Raw genomic sequence first — 25,314 nt, 5'->3', positions numbered from 1 at the left:
ATAACACAAATATGTTTTGGTTGCTGTTTATATTGCAAAAATTGCTGTGATAAAAATTATATGGGATGTTATAACAATATATGTAAAAAAAGAAGAATTATCGGTAAAAATATAACATTGAGGCCGCAGTTGTGCGGGGATATCATTAAACCAAGAGAATTTATAAAAATTATGAAATGATAGGCAAAAGGTGTACTTGATGAAATGCTTGAGGCCAATAAGGAATTTTTACCACAGTTTCAGGAGGAGAAGCTATGAAGAAATACATACTGGGAATTGACGGAGGGGGGACAAAGACCCACTGTTCTGTTTTCAATCTGGACGGGGACCCGGTTGATTTTATAAGCTGGGGAAAAACCAACCATGAATGCCTGAAAGGCGGCTATGATGAACTTAAGCAAGAATTGGACAAGCTTATTACATATGTATTTGATAAAAACGGCATAATTGCAGACGAGCTTGGAAAATGCGTATTCGGTTTGGCAGGAGTCGATACAAAAAAACAGCATGAACTCATTTCAAATATAATAGCTGACCTGGGAATAAAAAACTTTATTCTGTGCAATGATACCTATCTTGGAGTTAAAGCCGGATGTGAGAATGGATTTGGGATTTGTGCAATAAACGGGACGGCTTTTAACATAGGTGGAATTGATTCCAGGGGAAATATGCTCCAGATTGGCGGATTGGGAGCTATGAGCGGGGGAGATTTCGGAGGCGGGGAATATCTGGCAGGTAAAGCCATGTCCGCAACGTACAATTCAATTTTTAAAGGAGACCCTGATACATATCTGACTGACCTTTTTTTTGAAATTTTAAATATAAAATCAAAATTTGATTTTGTAGAAGCTCTGCAATACAAAATCGATGAAGGTGAATATAGATATGATTTTTTTAATAAATTGATTTTTGAAGCCGCCAATAAAAATGATGCGGTAGCGCTGGAAATATTGGATAACATGGGCCGGGAGTATGCCAGATGTATAAATGGACTTATAACCAATCTTGATTTTGGCAGGGAGGAAACTATAAATGTCATTCTGGCCGGTTCAATATTTGTAAAAGGTGAAAATTCAAGGGCGATTGATAAAATTAAGCAGGAAGTCATTGAAAAGAATAAAGAAAGGCGGATAGCTTTTAACATCTTAAAATCACCGCCTGTGGCGGGTGCGGTTTTATGGGCTTTAGAGGAAAATGGCTGTAAAAGGCATAACAGGGAAAAAGTTTTGAATGCATATGCCAACTAAACATAATTTGTAGAATTGACAAGGGGATCTTGTAAGTCAAATTCACATATATTAAAAGTTTAGGAGAGTGTAAAAAATGAAAAGAAGAAGCAGAGTTATTTCATTCCTGGTTGCAATTATCATGCTGACAGCAGTGATAATGCCGGCAGACACAGCCTGGGCAAATGCCAGCGGAATATTTATCAGGGTTAACCAGGCAGGGTACAAGCCGTCAGCAGGAAAGGTTGCTATGGTGCTGTCCAGCACCAATCTAAGCGGCGTCAGGTACGACGTATTTAATTCAGGCAATGTATCAGTGTTAAATGGAACAATTTCGTCACCAAATAAGGGAAGCTGGGGCGACGCAGGCGGAGCAAAATGCGCATATACATATGATCTTGACTTCAGCGCTCTGAATACACCGGGCAGCGGATATTATATTAAAATCAACTCATATAAATCGCCGTCCTTTCCAGTGGGTGATTCAGTCTACAGTACCCTGGCCGATCTTTCAATGCAATTTTTTAAAGTACAGCGCTGTGGAAATACCAATCCGAAGGATCATGGCCCCTGCCATATATCAGGTTCAAATTCGTCAATAGACGGAAAACCTGACGGAACATCCAAAACTATTGATGTTACCGGAGGATGGCACGACGCGTCCGATTATATTAAATTCATGAGCACCATAGGACATGTGACCGATGTAATCTTAACAACATATATACACCGTCCTGAGGCATTTCCTTCCCCCGGAAGCTCCGGCGGGGTATTAACCGAAGCAAGAGTCGGACTTGACTTCATAAGAAAGATGTGGGACAACACAAACCAGATATTATATATGGAAGTAGCCGATGGCCTTGACCATGATGTTGAAAATGATGATCTTGATTCCCGCAGCAAATGCTGGCCTGAAAATGATAATACCATATATGGTGCGGCGCGTCCGGTGCATCCGTGTCCGGCGGGGACCGGTGCCAACCTGGCAGGGAAAGCGGCAGCTGCGCTGGCACTTGGAGCAAAAATATGGGGAGACCCCAGCGGACCCTGCTATGATGCAGCATTGGCCGGTAATTATCTTGCGGCAGCACAGCAGATATACACCTGGGGAAAGACAAGGACAGGAATTGCAGGAGATGCGGATGAGTTCTATGTGGATACCGATTACAGGGATGATATGGCCTGGGCGGCGGCAGAACTCTACCGTGCCACAGGGACAGCTTCTTACCTGACAGATGCGAGGTCATATTGTGACAGCGCAGGGGAGTGGTATAACAAAAGCGACACCAGCCTCAATTGGTCAAGATCCTATGCATGGGCAAACTATGAAGTGGCATCACTTGATCCGGCATACAAGAGTACTGCTGCAGCCCGTATGAACAACCATTTGAATGTAAAGAAATCCTACGCGGATGCGCAATTCTGGAATAACAGCAGCCAGCCGAAGTGGGGCACTTATGAGGCAATGAGCAATAATGCGGTTGAAGCATTGATGTATCAGGAGCTTTCAGGCAGTTCCGCATACTTAAATTTAGCACAGCAGCAGATGGATTTTATGCTGGGCAAAAATCCGTGGGGCGTCAGTATGTTAAATGGAGCAGGTACCACCTGGTTCAAGAACCCCCGCCACCGTGTCACAACTCTGAACCGTGTCAGTAATCCGGCGTATGAGCTCCTTGGCGCATGGAGCGAAGGTTTTGAAACAAGTGCCCAATATGCTGTGGATCAGTTGGATCCATTGCTTTCAGGACAGGAAGATCCAAACATAGTGCAATTCAATGATAATCGTATGATCTGGCATGATAACCGCAGAGATTATGCAACAAATGAGGTTACTATTACCGGAAATGCGGCAGGTATGGCAATGGCAGCATTTATGGGAGGCAGCTACACACCGGCTGCACCGGCAGTGCCTGCAGGCTTGACTGCTACAGCGGCAGGTCCGTCACAAATAAATGTAAGCTGGAATTCAGCAGCCGGTGCTACAGGCTATGACCTTGAAGTTGACGGCACGACAATAAGCAATGTAACATCACCCTACTCGCATACAGGTTTAACACTGGGGTCAACGCACAGCTACAAGGTAAGGGCTAAAAACAGTGCCGGTTCGAGCGCATGGAGCACGGCTGTGAGCGCTACGACTTCAGCTGTCCCTGTGGACTATCCGGCAAGCGCTGATGCATATGTAAGGGACGGGACTTACTCAGCAACCAATTATGGCACAGCCACTACGATTGATGTCAAAGGTGATCCGGACGCCGGATACAACAGGAAGGGTTTCATAAAATTTGACCTTACCGGACGTGCGGGAACATCGGTTGCATCGGCTGCCTTGAAGATATACTGCAATGCCGCATCTGCGGCTACACCTGTAAAAATATACGGACTTTCGGGCACCGATTCCTGGATCGAATCGGGCAGCGGAAGTATAACCTGGGACAATCAGCCCGGCAGCACAGATGCGGTATCAATTGGCACGGTTGACGTATCGGCTGCAGGCTGGTATACCATAGACGTTACAAGCTATGTGAACAGCCAGATGAGCGGAGATAAAAAAGTGACCTTCAAATTGCAGGTAGAGAATAATAATGGAGCAAGCTTAAGCTTCAATAGCAGGGAAAATGCTTCAAATAAGCCTGCTCTTACTGTAAATTAATAAACATTGTAAAATCCCTGAGGGGCGGACAGATTTTCTGTCCGCCCCTTACTGTTATGTGTAATATGCAAAAGTTTATACAGCTTCGCACAAAGCCGGGAGATTTTTTGCACCGAAAAGAGGTTTTTCATACTTTAAAGCTGAAAGTAACCAGGAAACAAATCGAAAAAATTTTGTTCATCCGCACATTTTTAGGGGATAATACGTTAAACAATTTGAGAGGAGGCTGCAGGGTGTCGATTGATATTGAAGAACAGTACGACAAGATATATAGATATTGTTACTATAAAACTGGCAATGCCACACTGGCGGAAGACCTGACCCAGGAAGCCTTTCTCAAATACTTTGCGCAGAATTCGTACATGGAATACGGCAAGAAACTTGCCTACCTTTACACCGTGGCAAGAAACCTATGTATTGATTACTTCCGCAGAAAACAACCCGAAAATCTGACCGATGAGTTGCAGGATACTGATTTTATTGAACGGCTGGAAATGAAGAGCACAGTACGGCAGGCACTGCAAACGCTGCCGGAACAGGAGCAGGAACTGCTGCTGTTCCGGTATGCAAATGAGCTTTCAGTCGGAGAAATTGCCGCGATTACAGGGCTTTCCCGCTTTGCTGTTTACCGCAGAATAAAATCTGCATTGGCATCTCTGAAAAAATTGCTTGGAGAGGAGAATTCTCTATGAATAAAAAAATGAAAAAAGCTTTGAGAGAATCCTTTGAAGCGCCGCCGCCCATGGATAAGAAGAGATTCTTGAAAACACTGCAGCGTCCCGGCAGCACTTACCTGAAATTTCTGCTTAACCAGTTTTTTTATATACGGAAAAGGGTATGGGCTTTTTCAGTTGTAATTATTTTTGTTGGCTGGGCAGTTACCTTCCGGTCACCTGTGTTCATAGACTGGAAGGCGGAAGCAGGGAAAATATTGGCAGTTTCTGCCGTCCTTCCATTTCTGGCGCTGATGATGACGGCAGAAATTTACCGCTCGGTATTTTACCGCATGTCGGAACTTGAAATGAGCTTCCGGTTTAACCTGCCTCAGATAATCATGGCGCGGATAGCAATATTGGGCGGAGGAAATTTTGTAATCCTGACAGCACTTTTAATTTTTATCAGCAGGGTATCTCCGTTCAACCTGCTCCAGGTAATAATCTACCTGATGGTACCGTACCTCATAACCTGCGGTTTTTGTCTGCTGATACTGAACCGGGTGAGACCGGGGGAAGGTATGTACTTCTGTGCTGCTGCTGCCTGCTTTACCTGTGTGGTCAATATTATTACCGGCAGCACGGTGCGGCTCCTTTACTCCAGCTCCACCCTGGGTTACTGGCTGCTTCTGTTTGCGCTCGGCGGCGTGCTGACAGCGATTCAGCTGCGCAAATTAATAAAACAAACGGAGGAAAGAACATGGAACTTACTCTTGACAGAGTGACAAAACAATATGGCAATAAAATTGCCTGCGACCGCATCTCTCTGACTCTCCGCCGGGGTGTGTACGGTCTCCTGGGCGCAAACGGCGCTGGCAAAACCACCCTGATGCGAATGATGTGCGGCGTGCTGGCCCCCACCTTCGGAACTCTAAATTATGACGGGATTGATGTGAGCCGGGGGAATTACCGTGATGTGTTGGGATATCTGCCCCAGGACTTCGGCTATTACCCTGAGTTTACAGCGCTTGATTTCATGCTTTACATTGCAGTGCTTAAGGGACTGTCCAAAGTACGGGCCAGAGAAAAATCATTGGAGCTGCTTGAACTTGTATCCCTTGAAAATGAAGCAAAAAAGAAAATAAAAACCTTTTCGGGAGGTATGAAACAGAGGCTCGGCATTGCCCAGTCATTGCTCAACGATCCGAAAGTACTGATTCTGGACGAGCCCACTGCCGGACTTGATCCAAAAGAAAGGGTGCGTTTCCGCAATATGATCTCCCGGCTTGGAGGAGACCGCATTGTACTTCTTTCTACCCACATAGTTTCCGATGTTGAGCACATTGCCGATACCATTCTCATCATGAAAAGCGGCCAGCTTGTACATAAGGGGACGCTGGAAGAAATCATCGGCACAATTCAGGGCAAGGTTTGGGAGTGCAGCATACCGCCTTCTGTGGCAGACCGGCTTTGTAAAAGGTATCCTGTTATTAATCTCCGGAATGAAGGCAAAAATGTCTTTTTACGTCTGATAAGTGAAGAGAGCCCCTGTGATTGTGCCGTGACAGCACAGGCTTCACTGGAGGATCTCTATTTGTATTATTTCAGTGAGGTGAGCGAAGGATGAAAATTTTTTGGAGATTGGTGGGTTTTGAGTATAAAAAGATACTATATAAAAAAAGTGTGATTATAGTTCTGGCGCTGGCCGTAATTACCACTGCCGTCAGTGTCTGGGGGACGCTGCTGGGAAATTATTATATTGAGGGAGAGGTGTTTGAGTCCAATTATGATGCCATGGTTAAGGACCGCTCTTATGCCAGAGCCCTTTCAGGCCGGGAAATCGACTCAAAATTGATTATGGAGACAGTGGAGGCTTATTCAAAGATCCCCAAAAAAGATCGATATTACGATACCCCGGAATACCAGGCTTTTGCAAGAAAATACAGTGAAATATACGGGATTGTCCGGCCTATATATAACAGTGAGTCCAGACGGTTCAATATGGAAGATTTCCAGCTGCTGACCGGAGAACAGGCAGCCGGGTTTTATGCTGAACGTCATAGCAGGCAGGTTCAGGCCCTGGAAGAAACAGGAATGAGCGGCAAGGCAAAGGAGAAATTGATTGCTCTGGATGAGCAGATAAAAACTCCGTTTACCTATTCCTATACAGACGGATATACCCGGTTTTTCACACTCATGTATACAGTTGGCCTGATGGCAGCGTTTGTCATGGCAATTTGCATTGCTCCGATTTTTTCAGGTGAATACTCCTCGGGAGCCGATCAGCTCATCCTTGCTTCAAAGCATGGAAAGAATATGCTCATAACAGCCAAGCTGTTTACGGGTTTTACCTTAGCCTCGGCCATATGCCTTGTCCTGACTGCTATAAATTATATTCTTACAATTCTGACTTTTGGCTCTGACGGTTTGAACTCCCAATTGCAGCTTTACTATCCCATGTCGCCGTACCCGCTGACCATGGGACAGACAGCCTTGTTATTTTCTGTCTGCGTCTTTTTTGCCTGCCTGATGACTGCGGCAATTACCATGCTTTTATCGGCAAAATTCAAATCAGCTTACGGTGTAATCATAATCACAACCTTAATTCTTATTGTACCGATGTTTATAAACGTATCCTATGACCGGATATGGCTGTACAATCTTTTACATCTCCTGCCGTCCGGAATGATGGAATTTGGTTCTGTGACAAGCCCTGTTCAGTATGAATTATCCGGTGTGATCGTGAAGCCCTATGTGTTCCTGCCGCTGTTTGCCGCTGTGGCCGGCATTCTGGTTACGCCGTTCGCATACCGTTCTTTTAAAACCCACCAGATTGTTTAACGTTATTCTTTTAACTGCCTTGTTCCTAAGGACCTCTTAGGGATGAGGCAGTTTTTTTCTCCAGTAAAAAAGTAAACATGTAAAGAAGTAAGTAAAATACGTAAATATATGAGATTGCTGCTTGGGCTGAACGATTATAGGATAATACTGAATAAAATTTTTAAGAGTCTGTTTAATATACGCTTGTGTCTGATATCTTAAACAGGCTCTAAAGGTGGAGGAGAGGAATATATGAAAAAAGCGGGTAAATTAATTTCATTGCTGACAGTTATAACGATGTTCCTAACAATTGTCATACCGCCGCAAAACTCTTTTGCAGCTGCCGGTGATACTTTTATCAGAGTTAACCAGGTCGGTTACAAGAGCAAAGCGGCTAAAACGGCCATGGTATTGACCGGCAGTGATTTAAAAGGCAAGGAATTTACTGTTCATGATTCCAAAGGCAATAAAGTATACACCGGAAAAGTTGGGATCGATAAGGGCAACTGGGGAGATTTGGGGAAGAACTATGCCCACACCTATGAGCTGGACTTCAGCAGCTATACCAAACCGGGCACCGGATACAAATTAAAGGTCAAAGGATTTACCTCACCGGAATTTACTATCAATGACGCTGTTTATGATAACCTGGATAATTTATCCCTGGAGTTTTTCAGCCTTCAGCGCTGCGGGGATACTGAGCCCAAGGGCCACGAAGCATGCCACCTGGACGATGGAATAGTTGTTTCGGGAGTGACAAAAGGGAAGCTTATAGATGTTTCAGGCGGTTGGCACGATGCTGCCGATTATATAAAGTTTATGAGTACAATCGGTTATTGCAGTAATATTATGCTTTCAACCTACTTGAATGACCCTGAGCAATTCAAGGATCCTGCCAGGGGTATTCTTGCCGAAACCAAAGTTGGACTTGATTTTATGGTGAAGATGTGGGACAACGAAAACCAGGTGTTATATTTATCTGTAGCCGATGCAGATGAGCACGGCGGTGAGGATAATATATCCAGGTGGGAGACCTACCCTGAAAAAGATAATTTCTATAAGGGACCACGTCCCGTATATCCGTGCGAACCGGGCAAGGGTGCCAATATTGCTGGTAAAGCAGCTGCAGCGCTGGCCATGGGAGCCAAAATATGGGGTGACCCGAAAGGACCTTGCTACAATCAGGAATTAGCTGATACATATCTTACTGCGGCAAAGCAGATTTATAATTATGGAAAAAACAATCCTGCGACCATGTCCGACAGGGACGGCGGATATGAGGAACTGCCTGAAGAATGGGCCTGGATGGATGACATGGCGCTGGCAGGAGCAGAGCTGTACCGCACTACCGGCATGAAGTCCTATCTGACCGAAGCAAAAAATTATGCCGATACGTTGGGAGATAACAGTGACGGCGACTACTCAAACATAAATCTCAGCTGGTCAAGATGCTGTCATTATGTGAACTACGAGCTGGCAAAACTGGATGCTTCGTATGCGCCCATTGCCGCAGTCCGCATGTACAAACACCTTAATACGGCACAGGGCTATTCAGACAGCAATGTGTGGGGAACCGGCCTGAATGAGCTGCGCTGGGGCAGCGGTGCAATGATGAGCCAGTTGATAGTTGAGGCCTCCATGTTTAAAAGTTTGACAGGTGACAATAGCTTCATTCCACTGGCTCAAAAGCAGGCCGACTATTTGCTGGGCTCCAATCCATGGGGTGTTTCTTTCCTCAATGGCGCCGGAACTACATTTGTACGCCATCCGCGCCATCGCATAACCTATCAGCAGCAAGTCTTAAAAAATAACCCGAAATGGGATCCAACCGGGTTATGGAGCGAAGGGCCGGTATCTGAAGCAGTTTATACTCCTAATCAGAATGATCCGCTGGATACCGATATGAAAAACAACAATAACTATACTGAATTCCAGGACAAGAGAGCAGTTTGGCATGATAACAGAATGGATTATGTGACCAATGAGGCCTGCATTAATGCAAATGCCGCCGGTGTGGCAGCAATGGCGTGGTTAGCGGCAACCGACCCCGGTATTTACAGGCCCAAAGCTCCGGGTACGCAGCCGTCAACCCCTGTTCCGTCGGAAGATGAATACCAGGTCAGTGAAGATTCATATGTGAGAGATGGCGAATATGAAGCCGTGAATTACGGAACGGAATCCACTCTTGCTGTTAAAGGAGATCCTGATCCCGGTTACTCCAGAAGAGCATTGATTAAAGCAGATCTTTCAAAATTTACAAAGGCTACGGCAGCATCAGCAGTACTGAAAATATATAACAGTTCTGCCAATTCATCCACATCGGTCAAAGTTTATGGTCTCTCTGAAGATAAATGGACCGAAAAGGCTGTGACCTGGGCAAATCAACCCGGTACAAAGGGGGCGGTTTTAATAGGCACACTGGACCTGGCTGCCGAAGGATGGTATACAATCGACATTACCAGCTATGTGAACAGTCAGCTTGCAGGAGACAAGACGGTATCCTTCGTATTACAGAATGAAAGTGCGGATGGAATAAGTACCGCTATATGCAGCAAGGACGGTATAGCTAATAAACCTGTACTTATTGTCAAATGATTTGTAAATTAATCTCATAGTGCAGTTATATTGCTGCATGGAAAGAAATATCCGGCTTTATGAATAAGGGCTCCATTAAGGCTACTGATATACCTGCAGTAGCCTTTTGACCAGCCTTAAAAATAAACTGACTCGTTTTGTTGGTTAAATTTATGACTTTTTAATAGCTGTTATTTTAAAAAGAATAGCTTTAAAAAAACGAAATGCAATAGTGTGCGAGGCCAATCAATTGATGGAGGCCGGACGGGAACACTATGCTTTTACTGGCTTGTTTAAAGCTGTCCATCTGTGAGACAACAGCTGTTAAAACATACATACCCTCTATTGACAATGTACAATACGTTTTTGAGTGGTTAATTTGCCCCACAACGAGTCAATCATCAGAAAGGATTATAAAAATGCTTAAGGAAATATCATTAAACTCATACTGGGAATTTAAATTGGACAGAAAAAATGAAGGACTTGGCAATGAATGGTATACGGCTATTCCGGATAATGCAGACAATATTTGGGTGCCCTCCTGCTGGAATGAATCCGATGAAGAGCTGTTCGACTATGAGGGCGTGGCCTGGTATTTCAGGAAGTTTATATTTAAGGAAATACAGGACGTAAAAAGATATGTTTTATTTTTTTATGGTGTCAATTACAAATGCGATATCTGGCTTAACGGCAAGCTTGCAGGGTCTCATACCGGAGGTTTTACACCTTTTGAAATTGACGTTACTGAAAGCCTTGTTATCAACGGCGAAAATTTAATTGCTGTCCGTGTTGACAGTGAAATAAACAATATGACTTCTCCTCCCATAGGTGTGGATTGGTTCAATTATGGCGGTATATACAGGGGCGTATCCATTATAGGGACAGGTGAAAGCTGGCTGGAGGATGTAACCGTTGTTACCAAAATGAACGGGGAAGTGACACTTACCGTAGATGTTGGCAATTTTACCGATGCCGGGGACTATTCAGTAAATCTGACGGTTGATGATAAGGACAGAATGGAAGCAGTATATAACATGACAGAAAAAATCACTTGCGGCAAAAAAGCAATCTGCCTGGTGGTAGAAAACCCAAAACTGTGGTCTCCTGACAGCCCATTCCTCTATGATTTTAAAATATGTCTCAAGAAAAATGATAAACCCATGGATTATTGGACTCACCGGATTGGAATCAGAGAGTTCTCCATAAGTAACAGAAAGGTTTTGCTGAACGGAGAGGTCATATACCTGAGAGGGTACTCCAAACATGAAGAATACCCCGTTACCGGAAGGACGTTTTCAGATGACATCGTGAGGAAGGACTATGATCTGTGTAAAAAAGGCAGTGCAAACTTTTTAAGACTCTGCCATTACCCGCACCACTTGAAGGAGTATGAAATAGCCAGTGAGACAGGCTTTCTTGTCATAGCCGAAGTGCCAAATGTCAACTTCAAAAAAGAACAGTTCCAGAATCCTGAGCTCCTGGAGCTTGCAAATAAACAGATGCAGGATACCATCAAATATTATAAAAATGAAACCTGCATTATGTTCTGGAGCCTGTTTATTGAATGTAAAACCTACGAGGACGCAGCGGTGGATTTTGTTCCGAAGTATATAAAGCTTGCAAAAGCTATGGACCCCACGAGGTTTGTGGTGCATGCATCGGATATACCCACTGAAGACAGAACCTACGAATATTTTGATGTGGTAGGGATAAATTACTGGCTTGGCTGGTATAACGGACATACCGTTGAAGAGGGAAGCCTTCTGCTGGACAGGATTGCCGCAAGATATCCCGAAAAACCGGTCCTTATGACCTCCGGAGGCTGGGAGGGCATGTATGGACAACATTCCCGGAAAGCCAGGATCAAATGGTCTGAAGAATCACAGGCCGATTACCTGGAATCGCTTATAGACCTCTATGTTTCAAAAGACTATATCATAGGTCAAATTGTGTGGACCTTTAATGATTTCAGAGTTTCTTCATGGCTGATTGACGGAGAGGCAAAATGGCCCTCCAGACCCATGGGAGTAAATCATAAGGGTGTGCTGGATTTTTACAGAAGACCCAAACTTTCATATTACAGATTGCAGGAAGCCTTTAAAAAGTGGGATGGAAAACCGGTGTAATAGTAAAAACGACTTTATTGACACCGAAGGTAAAGAAAGAAGAATTATACGTAAAAATATAAGATTGAGGCTATATGGACCTCAGTATATCATTTAGATTGTAGAAGATGTTACTAGCATAGTTAAACAAATATAAGGGGTCGATATAATGGATTCTATTCTTAGAAAAATTAATTCACTGCGCAACAGTGAAAGTTTTGCCGGGTATATGTTTATACTCCCATGCTTGTTTTTTCTGCTGTTTATGGCAATTCTGCCAGTATTCCTGACTGCCATAATCAGTTTTACCAATTGGGGTTCGGTTGCTACCGATATTTCAAAGCTGTCATTTGTAGGATTTAAAAATTACATTGATTTATTTAAGGATGCAACCTTTTATACAGCTTTAAAAAATAATATTCTATTACTTTTTTATACAATACCTGTTCAGCTGGTAGTCAGCTTTATATTAGCAGTTTTAATAAATAAGTACTGCTATTTTAAAAACTTCTTTAAGGCCATCTACTTTTTGCCCTATATCTCAAGTACTGTTGCTGTTGCAACTATCTGGATGGTTGTTATGCAACCATCCTACGGCCCGCTTACAGAAATGCTTAAAGCCATGGGAATTGAAAATACGCCGAAATGGCTTTCTGATTTGCATTGGGCACTGCCAAGCTTATCGGGTATGGTTGTGTGGCAGAATCTTGGATATGATATTGTAATTATACTGGCCGCACTTCAAACTGTTCCGGCTGAAATGTATGAGTCGGCTGATATAGATGGTGCAAACTGGTTCGTAAAGATCCGGAAAATAACACTTCCCATGATAACACCCACGATATTTTTTCTGATCATATATGAGATAATGGAAACTTTCAGAATATTTGACCAGATCAGTGTTTTGACAGATGGCGGCCCCGGTGATGCCACACAGGTTCTCGTCTATTATCTGTACAAGCAGGCCTTCAGAAACAGCCATATAAACTATGGAGCAACTATTACCGTTGTGCTGTTTATTATAGTTTTTGCAATAACTCTGGTTCAATGGATATTCAGAAAAAAATGGGTGCACGAATAGAAAAGTACCATTCACGCCTTATCCGGCTCACGGTATGCGCGTGGAATAATTCCATCAATTTTTTGTGAGCCAGAAAGGCTAATGGTACTTTTTATTATGAATGGTATAGCAGCTAACAACAATGTTAAAACTTTGAACATAAATAAAAAATTGAAGGGCAGCAATTTAAGGGATGCAATAGGAAAGACAGTGATTACATTAATTTTATTTGCATTCAGCCTTGTAATGGTTCTGCCGTTTATATGGATGATTTCCACCTCTATGAAATATGAGGTCGATGTATTTACTTACCCGATTCAATGGATTCCGGCAAAGTTCAGAATTATTGAAAACTACAGGGAAGTTTGGTTTGGAGATGCTCCGTTTACTTTATATTATTTTAATTCCATTAAGGTAACGGTAATAACAACCGTCCTTTCACTGTTAATTTCCAGTATGGCTGCATTTGCATTCTCAAAGCTGAAATTTCCGGGCAGGGATAAAATATTCCTTTTAATAATCGCCACAATGATAATACCTGACCAGGTTACGCTTATCCCAAGATTTCTGTACTTTAAGTGGCTTCACCTGTTTGATACACATATATGTCTGATAATCAGCATGCTGTTCAGCCAGTCAAATATATTTTTTATTACACAGTTTATGAAGTCATTGCCCGCAGAGCTCAGCGACTCTGCTAAAATTGACGGGGCCGGAACGTTCAGGACCTTCTGGAACATTATTTTGCCTCTGACAAAACCGGCTATTGCAACCATGGCAATTATTAAGTTTATATGGTCATGGAATGATTATCAAAACGTTTTGATTTTTATTACCAATGCAAAACTGTTTACCATACAGATCGGAGTGCGGATGTTTACCGACAAATACGGATCATTCTATTCACTGATAATGGCTGCCTCGGTATCGGCAATAATACCGCTGTTTATCGTATTTGCACTTGGACAGAAGTATATCATCGAGGGCCTGACTGCAGGAAGTGTTAAGGGTTAGTGCTTTAAGGGTTAATACTTTAGGAAATATTGGCGTTTCAACGAGGTAAAGGTGTCCTCAAGGACACCCTGGATATGCTCACTGCCCGAAAACCAGATGGTACCAGCCACCTGTAAAGGTGGTGGATATCTATTATTGCCTCGTTATAATATAGGTAACGCCTTTATAAATATAAAAAAGGAGAGATTATATGAAAAGAATGGCAAAACTTTTATCGACAGCTTTAGCTGCAACCTTTCTGATTTCGGCAACACTAACAGGGTGCGGCGGGACAAAGCCGGCCTCCGAAAGCAGCAATGCCGGAGATTCCTCCACGTCAGCATCAACAGGAGCACCTGCCAAGGAGATAACTCTTAAGTTCTATACTGCCACAGATGAGGCCACAAATAATCAGCGCAAATGGCCCGAGTTTATTACAGAGTTCGAAAAGAAAAATCCCGGTATCAAGGTTGAAATGGCTCCGCTGGTAGCAAATGTAAACAATGATGAGTACAAGAAAAAGGCCGATCTTATGATTGCAGCCGGTGAACAGATTGATTTGCTCAGAACCTCTGCTTTGTATGAATTAACAGAGTGGGCCGATAACGGCGTAGTTGAACCTCTGGATGAATATGCCGGGAATGCAGGTGTTAATTTACTTGACGAATATAAAGGCCTTGCTCCTTATAATGATAAAATTTATGCCATACCTGAAGAGATAACTCCGTGGCTGGTATTTATAAATAAGGATATGCTTGATGCAGCCGGACTTCCTCTGCCTCCGAAAGACTGGACATGGGAGGACTATAGAGAATACGCCAAAAAGCTCACTAAAGGTGAAGGTGCGAATAAGATATATGGTTCTTTTATGAACGAATGGTCCAACTTCTTTACTGTTGGCACCCAAAGCGAGATAATGGACAATCCTTTCTTTACGGCCGACAATAAGCTGAATTTTGATAATCCCACATTCAGAGACGGTTTGCAATTCAGATATGACCTGGAGAATGTGGACAAATCCCAGGTGCCTTATGTAGATTTGACATCACAGAAATTAAAATACAGAACCATGTTCTTCAGCGGAAAAGTTGCCATGGTATGCATGGGCTCCTGGATGGTCACCGATATTCAGTTGACCGACAAATATCCTCACACCTTCAAGACAACCTTTGCTACATACCCCAGATGGACTACAAACAGCAAACCTAACACATCACAGCTTGACGGAGCCGGAATCGGCTGGTCAATAAATTCAAAGTCGGCAAATAAACAAGCAGCTTTTAAATTCCTGACTGCTTTGACCTCCGAGGGTCTGGAAATTGGTCATAAAACATGGTCTGCCTGGAAGAAAACAAATGCAGATGAAATGATAAAAGGTCTTGTAGGTCCTGATGAGAGCTTATATGATCTAGAAGCTTTTAAGAATGTTGTATTTGATCCTGAAAGGGTTGATAATATTGTGACAAGATCCGGCCCCGGTGAAAGTGAAATCATAGACGTATTTACTGAGGAAGCAGAGAAATATTTCGTAGGCGGACAGTCCTTGGACACCACTCTTAAAAATACAAAAAATAAGGCAAATGCAATTATGGAAAAGGCCGCCAAGTAAGAGAACTTTAAGTATAGGATCCGGCAAGGGAATATTGTACAATTTATAGAGCCAATCACGGCTGAAAGCTTTGTTTCGGGCTCTCAGCCGTGATCGCTTGCCGAATTCCATACAGTTTTCAACGGCATGAAGTTATGGATATTTAAATTGGGCCATGCTAAAATATGAATAGGTGATTTTGTGAGGAAAATTGTCGAAAAATTTCGGAATTTAAGCATAAAAAGAAAATTAACTATATCCTACTCTGTTATTGTGGTATTCCCATTAATAATTTCCTTATTGCTGTCCAATAATGTGATGACAAACTTCATGCTGGATAAAATCGCCGATTTAAACGAAAATTCTATAAACGATTCCTCGAAGGTATTAAACAGAACCCTTGATGATATAGCTTTTACATTATTGAACATAGCCAATAACAGCCATGTAAGGGAAATTCTCATTGACGACAATATCAGCAGCACTCAATCCGGTAAAATCCAGAGGTATGAAAAACAAAAGAAATTTGACGATATATTTGAGAGTATCCCAATTTCTCTGATGACCTATAATGCCAGCATAACCATATTGGGAGAAAAACAATTTGATTACGGCAACTGGGAAGATTATTCAAGCTATACTAGTTCTATGAAACAAAGCAGCTGGTATAAGGAAATGGTCCGGTCCAGGGACATGAGGATCAGGTGGATAGGCACCAGGCCTGGTATTGGCACCAGCGGAGGCTATTTCCTGGAAGCTGCAATGCCTGTCAAGGGAAACAGCAGTCTGGCCAGGGTTGGCGTAGTGCATATACAAATAAATGAGAAGGATGTTTATAAGGCATTAAGCTCAAACAACGGGACCAATGAAATTTATCTGATACAAAAAAACGGTGATATTCTGTCCTGCAAAAACAAGGAGGAAATTTCAAAAAACCTTAATTACAGGCTGGAGGTTCCGAAAATCAACGAAAATATTAAAAACTGGTATATTGATGTTGACAGGAACGGAGAAAAATTGGTTGTAAACAGTGTGCACATTGAAAAAGGCAACTGGACACTGGTATCAATGATACCCTATGAAAAATTGGTAGCACCTTTAAATAGCATCAGGAATATCCTATTATTTATCAATTTGATTTTCATGGTAGCTTTTTTGATGGTTGCACTGTTTATTTCCAATATAATAAGCAAGCCCATCATAAAATTGGGAATGAGCATGAAGAAGGTTGAAAAAGGGAATTTCAGTCATAAGGTTGAAGTTGTAAGTGAGGATGAAATTGGAAGATTAAGCCGGAATTTTAACAACATGCTGGATAAGGTCAGTGAGCTGCTGATACTCACAAAAGAGCAGGAACGGCTGAAAAGGGATGCTGAATTTGAAGCACTGCAGGCGCAGATAAATCCTCACTTTCTTTTTAATACCCTGAGCTCCATAAGATGGGCGGCAGCTGCCAATGGTGACAGGAAAGTTGAAGATATGGTGCATTCTCTATCGGTATTGCTCAGGGCCAGTATTACAAACGGGCAGGAAATGGTTGCCCTCGAAACTGAGATTGGGATCCTGAAAAATTATCTTGATTTAATCTGCATGAAACAGGGTTCCAGTTACATTTTTGAATGCAATATAGATGACAGTCTGATGAAATACCGTATACCTCACCTTTTGCTGCAACCCATAGTTGAAAATTCAATACTGCATGGATTCGAAGGACTGAATGAGCAGGGAGTTATCCGTATATCCGCATCAGTAGAAGAGGATTCGCTTATGATAGAGCTGACGGACAACGGCAGAGGGCTGCAGGGCAACACTCTTGAGAACATTCTGAACAGGGAGTCTTCAGAGCTGGACAACAAAAGGTATTATAAAAGTGTTGGGCTGAAAAACATACATGACAGGATCAAGCTTATTTATGGTCAAAACTACGGAATAGATATTTGCGAAGGAGAAAGAAACGGTACAAAGGTAACTTTATATCTGCCATTCCAGAAAGGGTGAGTATACATTGCTGACAGTAATGCTGGTGGATGACGAAATTAATGTTATAGAGGGGTTGAAGGTCTCAATAGACTGGGAAAAGCATGGGTTTGGGATAATTTGTACCGCCGCCAACGGGGAAGATGGCTACTATATGGCAATGGAGCACAAGCCCGATCTCATAATAACGGATATTACAATGCCCAGACTGGACGGGTTTGGCATGGCTGAGAAAATCCGTGAAAAACTGCCTGAGTCGAATATTATATTTCTGACCTGCCATGAGGACTTTAATTTTGCAAGGAAAGCTGTCAACCTGAGTGCTGATGAATACCTTATAAAAGATACCATGACAAGGGAGGAGATCTATTCGGCATTGGCCAAGATCAAGACCGGTATTGAGGAAAGAAAGCTGAAAAAGAAGAAGGCCAATGAGCTGTCGGTGGAATTAAACCGTAACCGCTGTCAGCTCAGTGAAATACTCATCAATGAGTTGCTTAAAAAGGGAAAAGTAGATACAAACAGCTTTGAGAGACGTTTAAGTATATACAACTATAATTTATCAAAGCAAAAGTATATTCCTGCATTACTTACCCTGGACAGATATATTGGTCTGATTAACGGTGATCTGTTCAATAACGATACCGAACTTATACGATTTGCGGTTTTAAATATTGTTGAGGAGATTCTTAAAAAATATGATATCGGAGAAGTTTTCCCCAGCGGTGAAAATGAATATATAATTATTTTCAATTACACTCCAAACCTTAAAATCAGCATAGATGAGAAAATAACTGCAGTGTCCAAAGAAATCCAGAGCTGTATAAGTGAGGTTATTAAAGCAACCTGCACAATTTACATGGGGATTCAGGTTGGTTCAATGCAGGAAATCAAACGTGCTTACGAAGAAATGCTGATATTAAAAAATTATAGATTTTACATGCAGGACGGATTAATTTTATATAACTCAAAAAGAGAATTTAATTTTTCAAATATTGATTTTAATTACATGAATGACCTTGTTAAAGAGTTCGATCATTATTTGGGGGATCTGAATATTGAACTGCTTGCACACCTGGAATATGTTTTTTTTGAAAAGGTCAAAAGGGAAAATGTTTTTGCCGCAGATGTAAAAATTGTGATTGAAAGGCTGGTCAACAGCCTGGGAAAGTCTGTGGAAAAGAGCGGCTTCATGTACCGGCAGGTCATCCAGGATTCCTGGGTGAAACAACTTTTTAATATTGATAATGTCTATGAATTAAATGAGACGTTTCACAGACATTTGTCAGATACGGTGGATGTCTTAAAAAAGAATGCCTCTTACACCTGTACTCCCGAAATGAGAAAGATTCTAAAATATATCTCGGAGCATTTACAGGAGGACATTAGTCTTGAAACCATAGCGGCATACGTAAATATGAACAGCAGCTATTTCAGCAGATATTTTAAAAGTAAAACCGGCGGCAACTTTATTGATTTCCTGACCGGTGTCAGAATCCAAAAGGCAAAGGAACTTTTGCTGGAAACCGAATTGACCATAGAAGAAATAGCCATGAAGGTCGGACATGTAAATAAAGCTTATTTCACAAAAGTTTTTAAAAAGGTAACCGGGTCCAATCCCGGTGAATTCAGAAAGAAAAGATGCTCATGAATACTTTTCAGGCCGTAGCATTAATGGTTCCAAATAGTTTCAGAACGGAGGTAATTTGTTCAATGCTTAAAGACAAACTGAAAGTCAATATATACGCAAATAGACTGGAAATGGGCAAAGCGGCTGCAACCGCGGTGGCCGAAAGAATAATCAAACTTCTGGCGGACAAGAACGAGATAAACATGGTATTTGCTGCGGCTCCATCACAGAATGAGTTCCTTGAGGCTCTGGTCAATAATAGGCAAATCATGTGGGACAGGATCAACGCCTTCCACCTGGATGAATATATCGGTTTGAGTCCTGAAGCCCCGCAAGGCTTTGGAAATTTTTTAAGAAGAAAATTGTTTGACTGTGTTAATTTCAAGTCTGTAAATTATTTAAACGGAAGTGGAAACGGTGAGATTTCTGAGTGTGAGAGATATTCAAAGCTTTTAAAACAATTCCCGCCGGATATAGCCTGTATTGGTATCGGGGAGAACGGGCATCTTGCTTTTAATGATCCGCCGGTTGCGGATTTCAATGATAAAGCCCTGGTGAAGATTGTGGAATTGGATGAGGTTTGCAGGAAGCAGCAGGTCAATGACGGATGCTTCACGGCTCTTGACATGGTGCCTGTGCATGCGCTCACACTTACTATTCCGGCAATAATGTCGGCTGGATATATTTATTGTATGGTACCCGGAAAGACCAAGGCCGAAGCTGTGGAGAGGACATTGAATGGTCCTGTATCGGAGACCTGTCCTGCATCCATACTTAGAACCTATGAAGCGGCAGAGCTTTTTCTGGATGCGGACAGTGCTGCAAAAATATGACGATTGGGAACAGCGGTAAACTATGATATTAAGGAAGATATGGGAAGAAAAAGACGCAAGTGACATAAGGGAAAAATTGCTGATCAACCCTGAAGAGGCCGAGACAATCGCCTTGGGCTATGTCTCGATAAATCCCGGTGAAAGCACCAAAACCGGATTTCATGAGGATGAGGAAGAGATATATGTTATCCTGAAGGGCAGAGCAATTCTGACCATAGGAGATGAGGAAAGTAAGGTTGTCGGAGGGGATGTGGCTTATGTCCCCAGAAATAACGTTCACAGAATAAAATGCATATCCGAAGAAAAGCTGGAATACTTATATTTTGCAAACTGGCCGAAATGACAGGGATAGCGTAGAGAAGTTTTTCATTGCTGTTTATGCTGCTGCATAGCAGCAGAATGAGGTGTTTTATGGATAGAGTAAAAATTTTTAACGGTAGGATCATAACCCCCTGCAGGATGCTTGAGAGAGGCACTATTGTTATTGAAAACGGATGCATATCGTGTGTCAGCGCAGAAGATGTGACGGCAGGGGATGCGTTTGAAATAAATGCAAACGGTAATTATGTAGCTCCAGGCTTTATTGATATCCATACTCATGGGGGCGGAGGATACGATTTCATGGATGCCACTGTGGAAGCTTATCTTGGGGCTGCCGAAGTACATGCGCAATACGGAACCACATCTATTGTACCTACCACTCTTACCTGCACCAATGAAGAGCTCCGCCGATCCTTTGAAGCATTCAGGAAAGCAAAGGCCATAAACCGCAAAGGTGCCGATTTGATAGGAATACATCTGGAGGGTCCGTATTTTTCACCCGAACAGAAAGGGGCGCAGGACCCCAGATATATCAGAAAACCTTTGAAAGAAGAGTATGAGAGGATTTTTGAATGGAGTGACGACATTGTTCGCTGGAGTGCCGCACCTGAAATTGAAGGGGCGATGGAGTTTTGCAGATATGCCAGCAAAAAAGGGGCCTTAATGTCCATAGGGCATTCTGATGCCATAGGTGAAGAGGTGGCAGAGGCCTTTGAAAATGGCTTTACACATGTAACCCATTTGTATTCGGCCATGTCAGGCGTAAAGAGGATCAATGGGCTGCGGGTTTCAGGAGTTATTGAGAGTGCTTTCCTCATAGATGAAATGACGGTGGAGGTAATAGCCGACGGCATACATATTCCGCCTGACCTGTTAAAGCTGGTATATAAAATAAAGGGACCTTCCCGGACAGTGCTGGTTACCGATTCCATGCGTGCGGCAGGTATGGGTGAAGGACCAAGCATACTTGGAAGCTTAAGGGATGGTATGGAGGTTATTGTTGAGGACGGGGTTGCCAAGCTGCCCGGCCGGAAAGCTTTTGCAGGCAGCGTTGCCACAGCCGACAGGCTTGTCAGGACAATGGTAAAATCGGCAGGAGTACCGCTGGTCGATGCAATCAGTATGATTACCGCCACGCCGGCCAAAGTTATAGGGATAGATGATAAAAAAGGCAGCCTGGCAGCAGGAAAGGTTGCTGATATTGTCATATTTGACCAGGATATAAATATACTGACAACAATTGTAAAAGGTAAAACAGTATATGAAAGAGAACAGCCACCGGTCAAATTGGCGTAATGTAATAATATTAAAATATAAGGGGTGGATTCATGAATATAATACCCAGACCCAAAAAAGTCAGTGAAGGCAGAACTTTGCCCGAAGGAATTCATTCGGAAAAGAAGATATATACAAATATAAGCGGCTTTGTGCTGGAGTATGCAGCAGCCCAATTAAACCTGGAGGCTATACCAAAAGATACGGCAGTATTCCCTTTTATACGGATCTCAGATGAATTTGCTATTGAAACCGGGCAGCTGCCGGAAATATTGCCCGAAAAAGAAGGGGGATATATATTAAAGGTTGATGAACAGGGTGTTGTTATTGCAGCTAAAAGCAGCAAAGGGTTGTTTTACGGAATACAGACCTATCTGCAGCTGGAGCAGCAGGACTGCAATAAGGAGCTGGAAATAACAGACTGGCCCGATAATGATATCAGAGGTTTTCATTTGGAAACAAGGTTTGGTATCCCCAAATTTGAAAGGATACTGGAAATAATAGATGAACTGTGCAGGTACAAATTCAACACAATCTTGATGGAACTTGAAGACAAGTTCCCCTATAAAGAGGTTGAGGGCATAACTTCGGAAAATGCACTGAACAGCCATCAATTAAAGAAAATAATCAGGTATGCAAATGACAGATTTATTGAAATAATACCCCTGCAGCAGACCCTGGGGCATGTGGAATACATACTTAAAAATGACGGCTATTATGCATTGAGAGAAGTAAGAGACAACAGGGCTAATCCGGAATTCCCCTTTTCCTTGAATGTCATTGGAAGTCTTTCCTTCAACGATATTGACGAGTTTTGCCCATCAAATGAAGAAGCATACCGGTTAATTGAAAAAATGTGCAGGGAAATGGCAGAGAAATATCCTTCAAGCAAGTATATTCATGTCGGGTGTGACGAAGCATGGAATTTGCTCCATTGTGAAACCTGCAGGAAAAAGTATGGGAAGGAAGGCTTCAACAAAATTTTCCTGGAACATACAAACCGCATGGCCGGGTTTATAACTTCGCTGAATAAGGTTCCTGTAATCTGGGATGATATGCTTCGGGGGTTTTCAAAGGAAGACTTTGAACTGCTGGACAAAAATATAGTAATAATGTGCTGGCTGTATTACGACGGAGATTATGAAAAAGGTGCGGCACTGATTAAAAAATATCGGGAATCCGGCTTCAAAGTAATAGGAGCTTCATCTGCAAAATGCTGTGAAGGTATGAGTTCCGATTACCTGGATATGCCCAATATGAAAGACCGCCTTATAAACATAAAGGATTGGAGCAGATTGTCGGCAGAACTTGATTTGATGGGAGTAATAACCACTGTCTGGTCGAATTATACGGGTACGATTGCGCCACCTCATCCTTTCTTTGATACCATGTGGTATCCTCTTGTATATTCGGCAGAAAGGTATTGGAATGCTGAGGCGGATAGCTCTGATTTTGAAAAGAGATTTCTGGAAAATTATTTTGGGGTGGAAGGGATGGAAGACTGCTTCGGAAGTGAGAATGAAGCAGTGTATGAAAAGACCGCCAGCATTGCTGAAAACTGTAAAAGAAATAATTATGTTGCCAGGGTATATAAATTCATGTCGCTGCTGTCGGTATACAGGCAAAAATCCATGGCCGTATACAGGGAGCTGTACAAGCTATTCGATGGCTCATCAAAAAGAGAAAAAGATATTGCAGTCAGGAAGGTCAAGGAGCTGGAAACAATGCGGGAATACCTGAAGCCGGAAATTTCAAAACTGATTGGCAGATACTACAATGAAGCCGATACAAAAGAATTTGTTAATTCAAGGTTTTATATGGATGATTTTATTAATAAAAGTTTACCTTTTTTTACTGATGATTCATATTGAGGAGCTTTGTTCAGATTACTCTGAAATAAAACATACTTGTAAATATAAAAAATAGATAGTATACTAACAGTTAGGACGCAAATAGTTAGAATTCTAATTATATGCGTCCTAACTATTCATATATTACATTTGAGCCCGCAAAATAACGGGCTTCCTGGTATTTCTGATAGAATATCATAAAAATATTGTTAACTAATTTAAAATTTTAACTTGGAAGAGGAATAAGAATGGACAATACAAAGAGACTGGGAGAAGAAAACATACTAAAACTTTTAATGCAATTTTCCATACCCTCAATTGTTGGAATGCTGGTAAGCGCACTCTACAACGTGGTGGACAGGATCTTCATCGGAAACAGTTCGGGGCCCCTCGGACTGGCGGGGATCACCATAGGCTTTCCCATCATGATAATCCAGATGGCCTTTGGCGGACTTATAGGACTGGGTGCTACTGCCATGGTTTCCATTAGGCTTGGACAAAAGAAAAAAGATGAAGCTGAATTGATCATGGGAAATGCGGTTATACTCCTGGGGATAATCTCCATTATTGTAACGGCGTTGGGTCTTATTTTCATGGATCCCATTCTGAGGGTATTCGGAGCAAGTGATGAGGTGCTTCCGTACGCGAGAGACTATATGAGCATAATCCTGGCCGGCAGTGTATTCGGCTCTACAAGCTTCGGTATGAATAATTTTATGCGTGCCGAAGGGAAGCCTGCCATTTCAATGCTTACCATGATAATAGGCGTATTCCTTAATGTGCTTTTGGCTCCGCTGTTTATTTTTGTATTCGGTTGGGGAATGAAGGGAGCGGCACTGGCTACAATAGTGTCTCAGGCTGTTTCGGCCACCTGGATTATGTCTCATTTCATCCTGGGTAAAAGCACTTTAAAGATTAAAAAGGAAAATTTGCGTCTGAAGTTTGATATAGTAAAAGGTATCTTTTCTATCGGGATTGCACCTTTTTCAATGCAGGTTGCACAATGTGCCTTATCAGCTATTTTAAACTTAAGGCTCGGAACTTATGGCGGAGACATCGCCATATCTGGAATGGGTGTAGTGAACAGCCTTATGACCCTGGTGGTCATGCCGGTATTGGGACTTAATCAGGGCGCACAGCCTATTATCGGATATAACTATGGAGCAGAAAACTATGACAGAGTAAAAAAAGTACTGAAAATTGCTGTTATCGGGGGAACCATAATCACAACTTCAGGATTTATCATCACGCGCTTGCTGCCGACCCAGCTCGTTGGTCTTTTCAGCAGTGACAGGGAGCTGATTTCCTTCGGCAGCCATGCCATAGTGATGTTTATGCTGTTTTTCCCTATTGTGGGTTTCCAGGTTATCGGTTCGGGTTATTTCCAGGCGGTCGGAAAACCTGTAAAGTCCATGGTGCTCAGCCTTTCAAGGCAGGTGCTTGTGCTGATTCCGGCTCTGCTGATACTGCCGTATTTCTTTGAAATGAATGGAATACTTGCAGCCGGACCTTTATCGGATTTGATATCATTTATCATTACCGGAATCTGGCTGTCGTTTGAACTCAAATATTTAAACCGGAAGCAACTGCAAAAAAAAGAGCAGGAAACGGTAATATACAATAAGGTTTCCATGGAAGAAAGTTGATCAAATGGATCGTAAGTTAAGTCGCTGTGCCAGTTAATTTTAATTTTTGCTTTACCTGTGTAATTTTTGTATTTCAAATGGTAACTCCCGTACTAACTTCATAAAAT

General features: G+C 42.4%; 18 protein-coding genes. All 18 read left to right on the top strand.

Annotated features, from left to right (window positions below; genetic code table 11):
- Positions 1-254 precede the first annotated feature (254 nt).
- The 18 genes from CTER_RS21155 (at position 255) to CTER_RS21070 (ending at position 25,207) form a co-directional block, all read left to right on the top strand.
- Positions 255-1,247: an N-acetylglucosamine kinase gene (locus tag CTER_RS21155; protein ID WP_004629219.1), complete on the top strand. Its 993-nt coding sequence runs from the start codon at positions 255-257 to the stop codon at positions 1,245-1,247.
- 76 nt (positions 1,248-1,323) lie between these two features.
- Positions 1,324-3,882 (top strand): glycoside hydrolase family 9 protein, encoded by a 2,559-nt coding sequence (locus CTER_RS21150; protein WP_004629097.1) that lies wholly within the window; start codon positions 1,324-1,326, stop codon positions 3,880-3,882.
- Between the two features lie 233 nt (positions 3,883-4,115).
- A complete protein-coding gene (locus tag CTER_RS21145) occupies positions 4,116-4,574 on the top strand; it encodes an RNA polymerase sigma factor (RefSeq protein WP_004629230.1) in 459 nt (152 codons plus the stop codon).
- Entirely contained in the window at positions 4,571-5,320 is a 750-nt protein-coding gene (locus CTER_RS21140; protein ID WP_004629057.1) for a hypothetical protein, read from the top strand. Before CTER_RS21145 ends, CTER_RS21140 begins: the two co-directional genes overlap by 4 nt.
- Complete coding sequence (locus CTER_RS21135) at positions 5,296-6,162, top strand: ABC transporter ATP-binding protein (protein WP_004629148.1); 867 nt, start codon at positions 5,296-5,298, stop codon at positions 6,160-6,162. Before CTER_RS21140 ends, CTER_RS21135 begins: the two co-directional genes overlap by 25 nt.
- On the top strand, positions 6,159-7,376 hold the full coding sequence (locus CTER_RS21130; protein WP_004629116.1) for an ABC transporter permease: 1,218 nt from the start codon (positions 6,159-6,161) through the stop codon (positions 7,374-7,376). Before CTER_RS21135 ends, CTER_RS21130 begins: the two co-directional genes overlap by 4 nt.
- A gap of 231 nt (positions 7,377-7,607) precedes the next feature.
- On the top strand, positions 7,608-9,950 hold the full coding sequence (locus CTER_RS21125; RefSeq protein WP_004629249.1) for a glycoside hydrolase family 9 protein: 2,343 nt from the start codon (positions 7,608-7,610) through the stop codon (positions 9,948-9,950).
- 398 nt (positions 9,951-10,348) lie between these two features.
- On the top strand, positions 10,349-12,055 hold the full coding sequence (locus CTER_RS21120) for a glycoside hydrolase family 2 protein (protein ID WP_004629247.1): 1,707 nt from the start codon (positions 10,349-10,351) through the stop codon (positions 12,053-12,055).
- Positions 12,056-12,203: 148 nt separating this feature from the next.
- The gene (locus CTER_RS21115; protein ID WP_004629128.1) at positions 12,204-13,115 is read left to right on the top strand and encodes a carbohydrate ABC transporter permease; all 912 of its coding nucleotides are present in this window, start codon (positions 12,204-12,206) and stop codon (positions 13,113-13,115) included.
- Between the two features lie 81 nt (positions 13,116-13,196).
- The gene (locus CTER_RS21110) at positions 13,197-14,108 is read left to right on the top strand and encodes a carbohydrate ABC transporter permease (protein WP_004629122.1); all 912 of its coding nucleotides are present in this window, start codon (positions 13,197-13,199) and stop codon (positions 14,106-14,108) included.
- Between the two features lie 190 nt (positions 14,109-14,298).
- Entirely contained in the window at positions 14,299-15,696 is a 1,398-nt protein-coding gene (locus CTER_RS21105; protein WP_004629259.1) for an ABC transporter substrate-binding protein, read from the top strand.
- A 180-nt stretch (positions 15,697-15,876) separates the two neighbouring features.
- Positions 15,877-17,673, top strand: coding sequence for a sensor histidine kinase (locus CTER_RS21100; protein WP_004629061.1), 1,797 nt, complete (start codon positions 15,877-15,879; stop codon positions 17,671-17,673).
- A 7-nt stretch (positions 17,674-17,680) separates the two neighbouring features.
- Positions 17,681-19,303 (top strand): response regulator transcription factor, encoded by a 1,623-nt coding sequence (locus CTER_RS21095; RefSeq protein WP_004629217.1) that lies wholly within the window; start codon positions 17,681-17,683, stop codon positions 19,301-19,303.
- A gap of 62 nt (positions 19,304-19,365) precedes the next feature.
- Entirely contained in the window at positions 19,366-20,115 is a 750-nt protein-coding gene (locus CTER_RS21090) for a glucosamine-6-phosphate deaminase (protein WP_004629005.1), read from the top strand.
- A gap of 22 nt (positions 20,116-20,137) precedes the next feature.
- Complete coding sequence (locus CTER_RS21085) at positions 20,138-20,458, top strand: cupin domain-containing protein (RefSeq protein ID WP_004629239.1); 321 nt, start codon at positions 20,138-20,140, stop codon at positions 20,456-20,458.
- Between the two features lie 68 nt (positions 20,459-20,526).
- The gene (gene nagA / locus CTER_RS21080; RefSeq protein WP_004629117.1) at positions 20,527-21,732 is read left to right on the top strand and encodes an N-acetylglucosamine-6-phosphate deacetylase; all 1,206 of its coding nucleotides are present in this window, start codon (positions 20,527-20,529) and stop codon (positions 21,730-21,732) included.
- 32 nt (positions 21,733-21,764) lie between these two features.
- Positions 21,765-23,582, top strand: a complete 1,818-nt coding sequence (locus CTER_RS21075; RefSeq protein ID WP_004629228.1) for a family 20 glycosylhydrolase — start codon at positions 21,765-21,767, stop codon at positions 23,580-23,582.
- Positions 23,583-23,809: 227 nt separating this feature from the next.
- The gene (locus tag CTER_RS21070; protein ID WP_004629106.1) at positions 23,810-25,207 is read left to right on the top strand and encodes an MATE family efflux transporter; all 1,398 of its coding nucleotides are present in this window, start codon (positions 23,810-23,812) and stop codon (positions 25,205-25,207) included.
- The last annotated feature ends 107 nt before the right edge of the window (positions 25,208-25,314 follow it).

The sequence above is a fragment of the Ruminiclostridium cellobioparum subsp. termitidis CT1112 genome, assembly GCF_000350485.1.
GTDB classification, from domain to species: domain Bacteria; phylum Bacillota; class Clostridia; order Acetivibrionales; family DSM-1351; genus Ruminiclostridium; species Ruminiclostridium termitidis.
The sequence above is the reverse complement of the archived record's forward strand: the minus strand, read 5'-3'. Positions and strand labels throughout refer to the sequence as shown.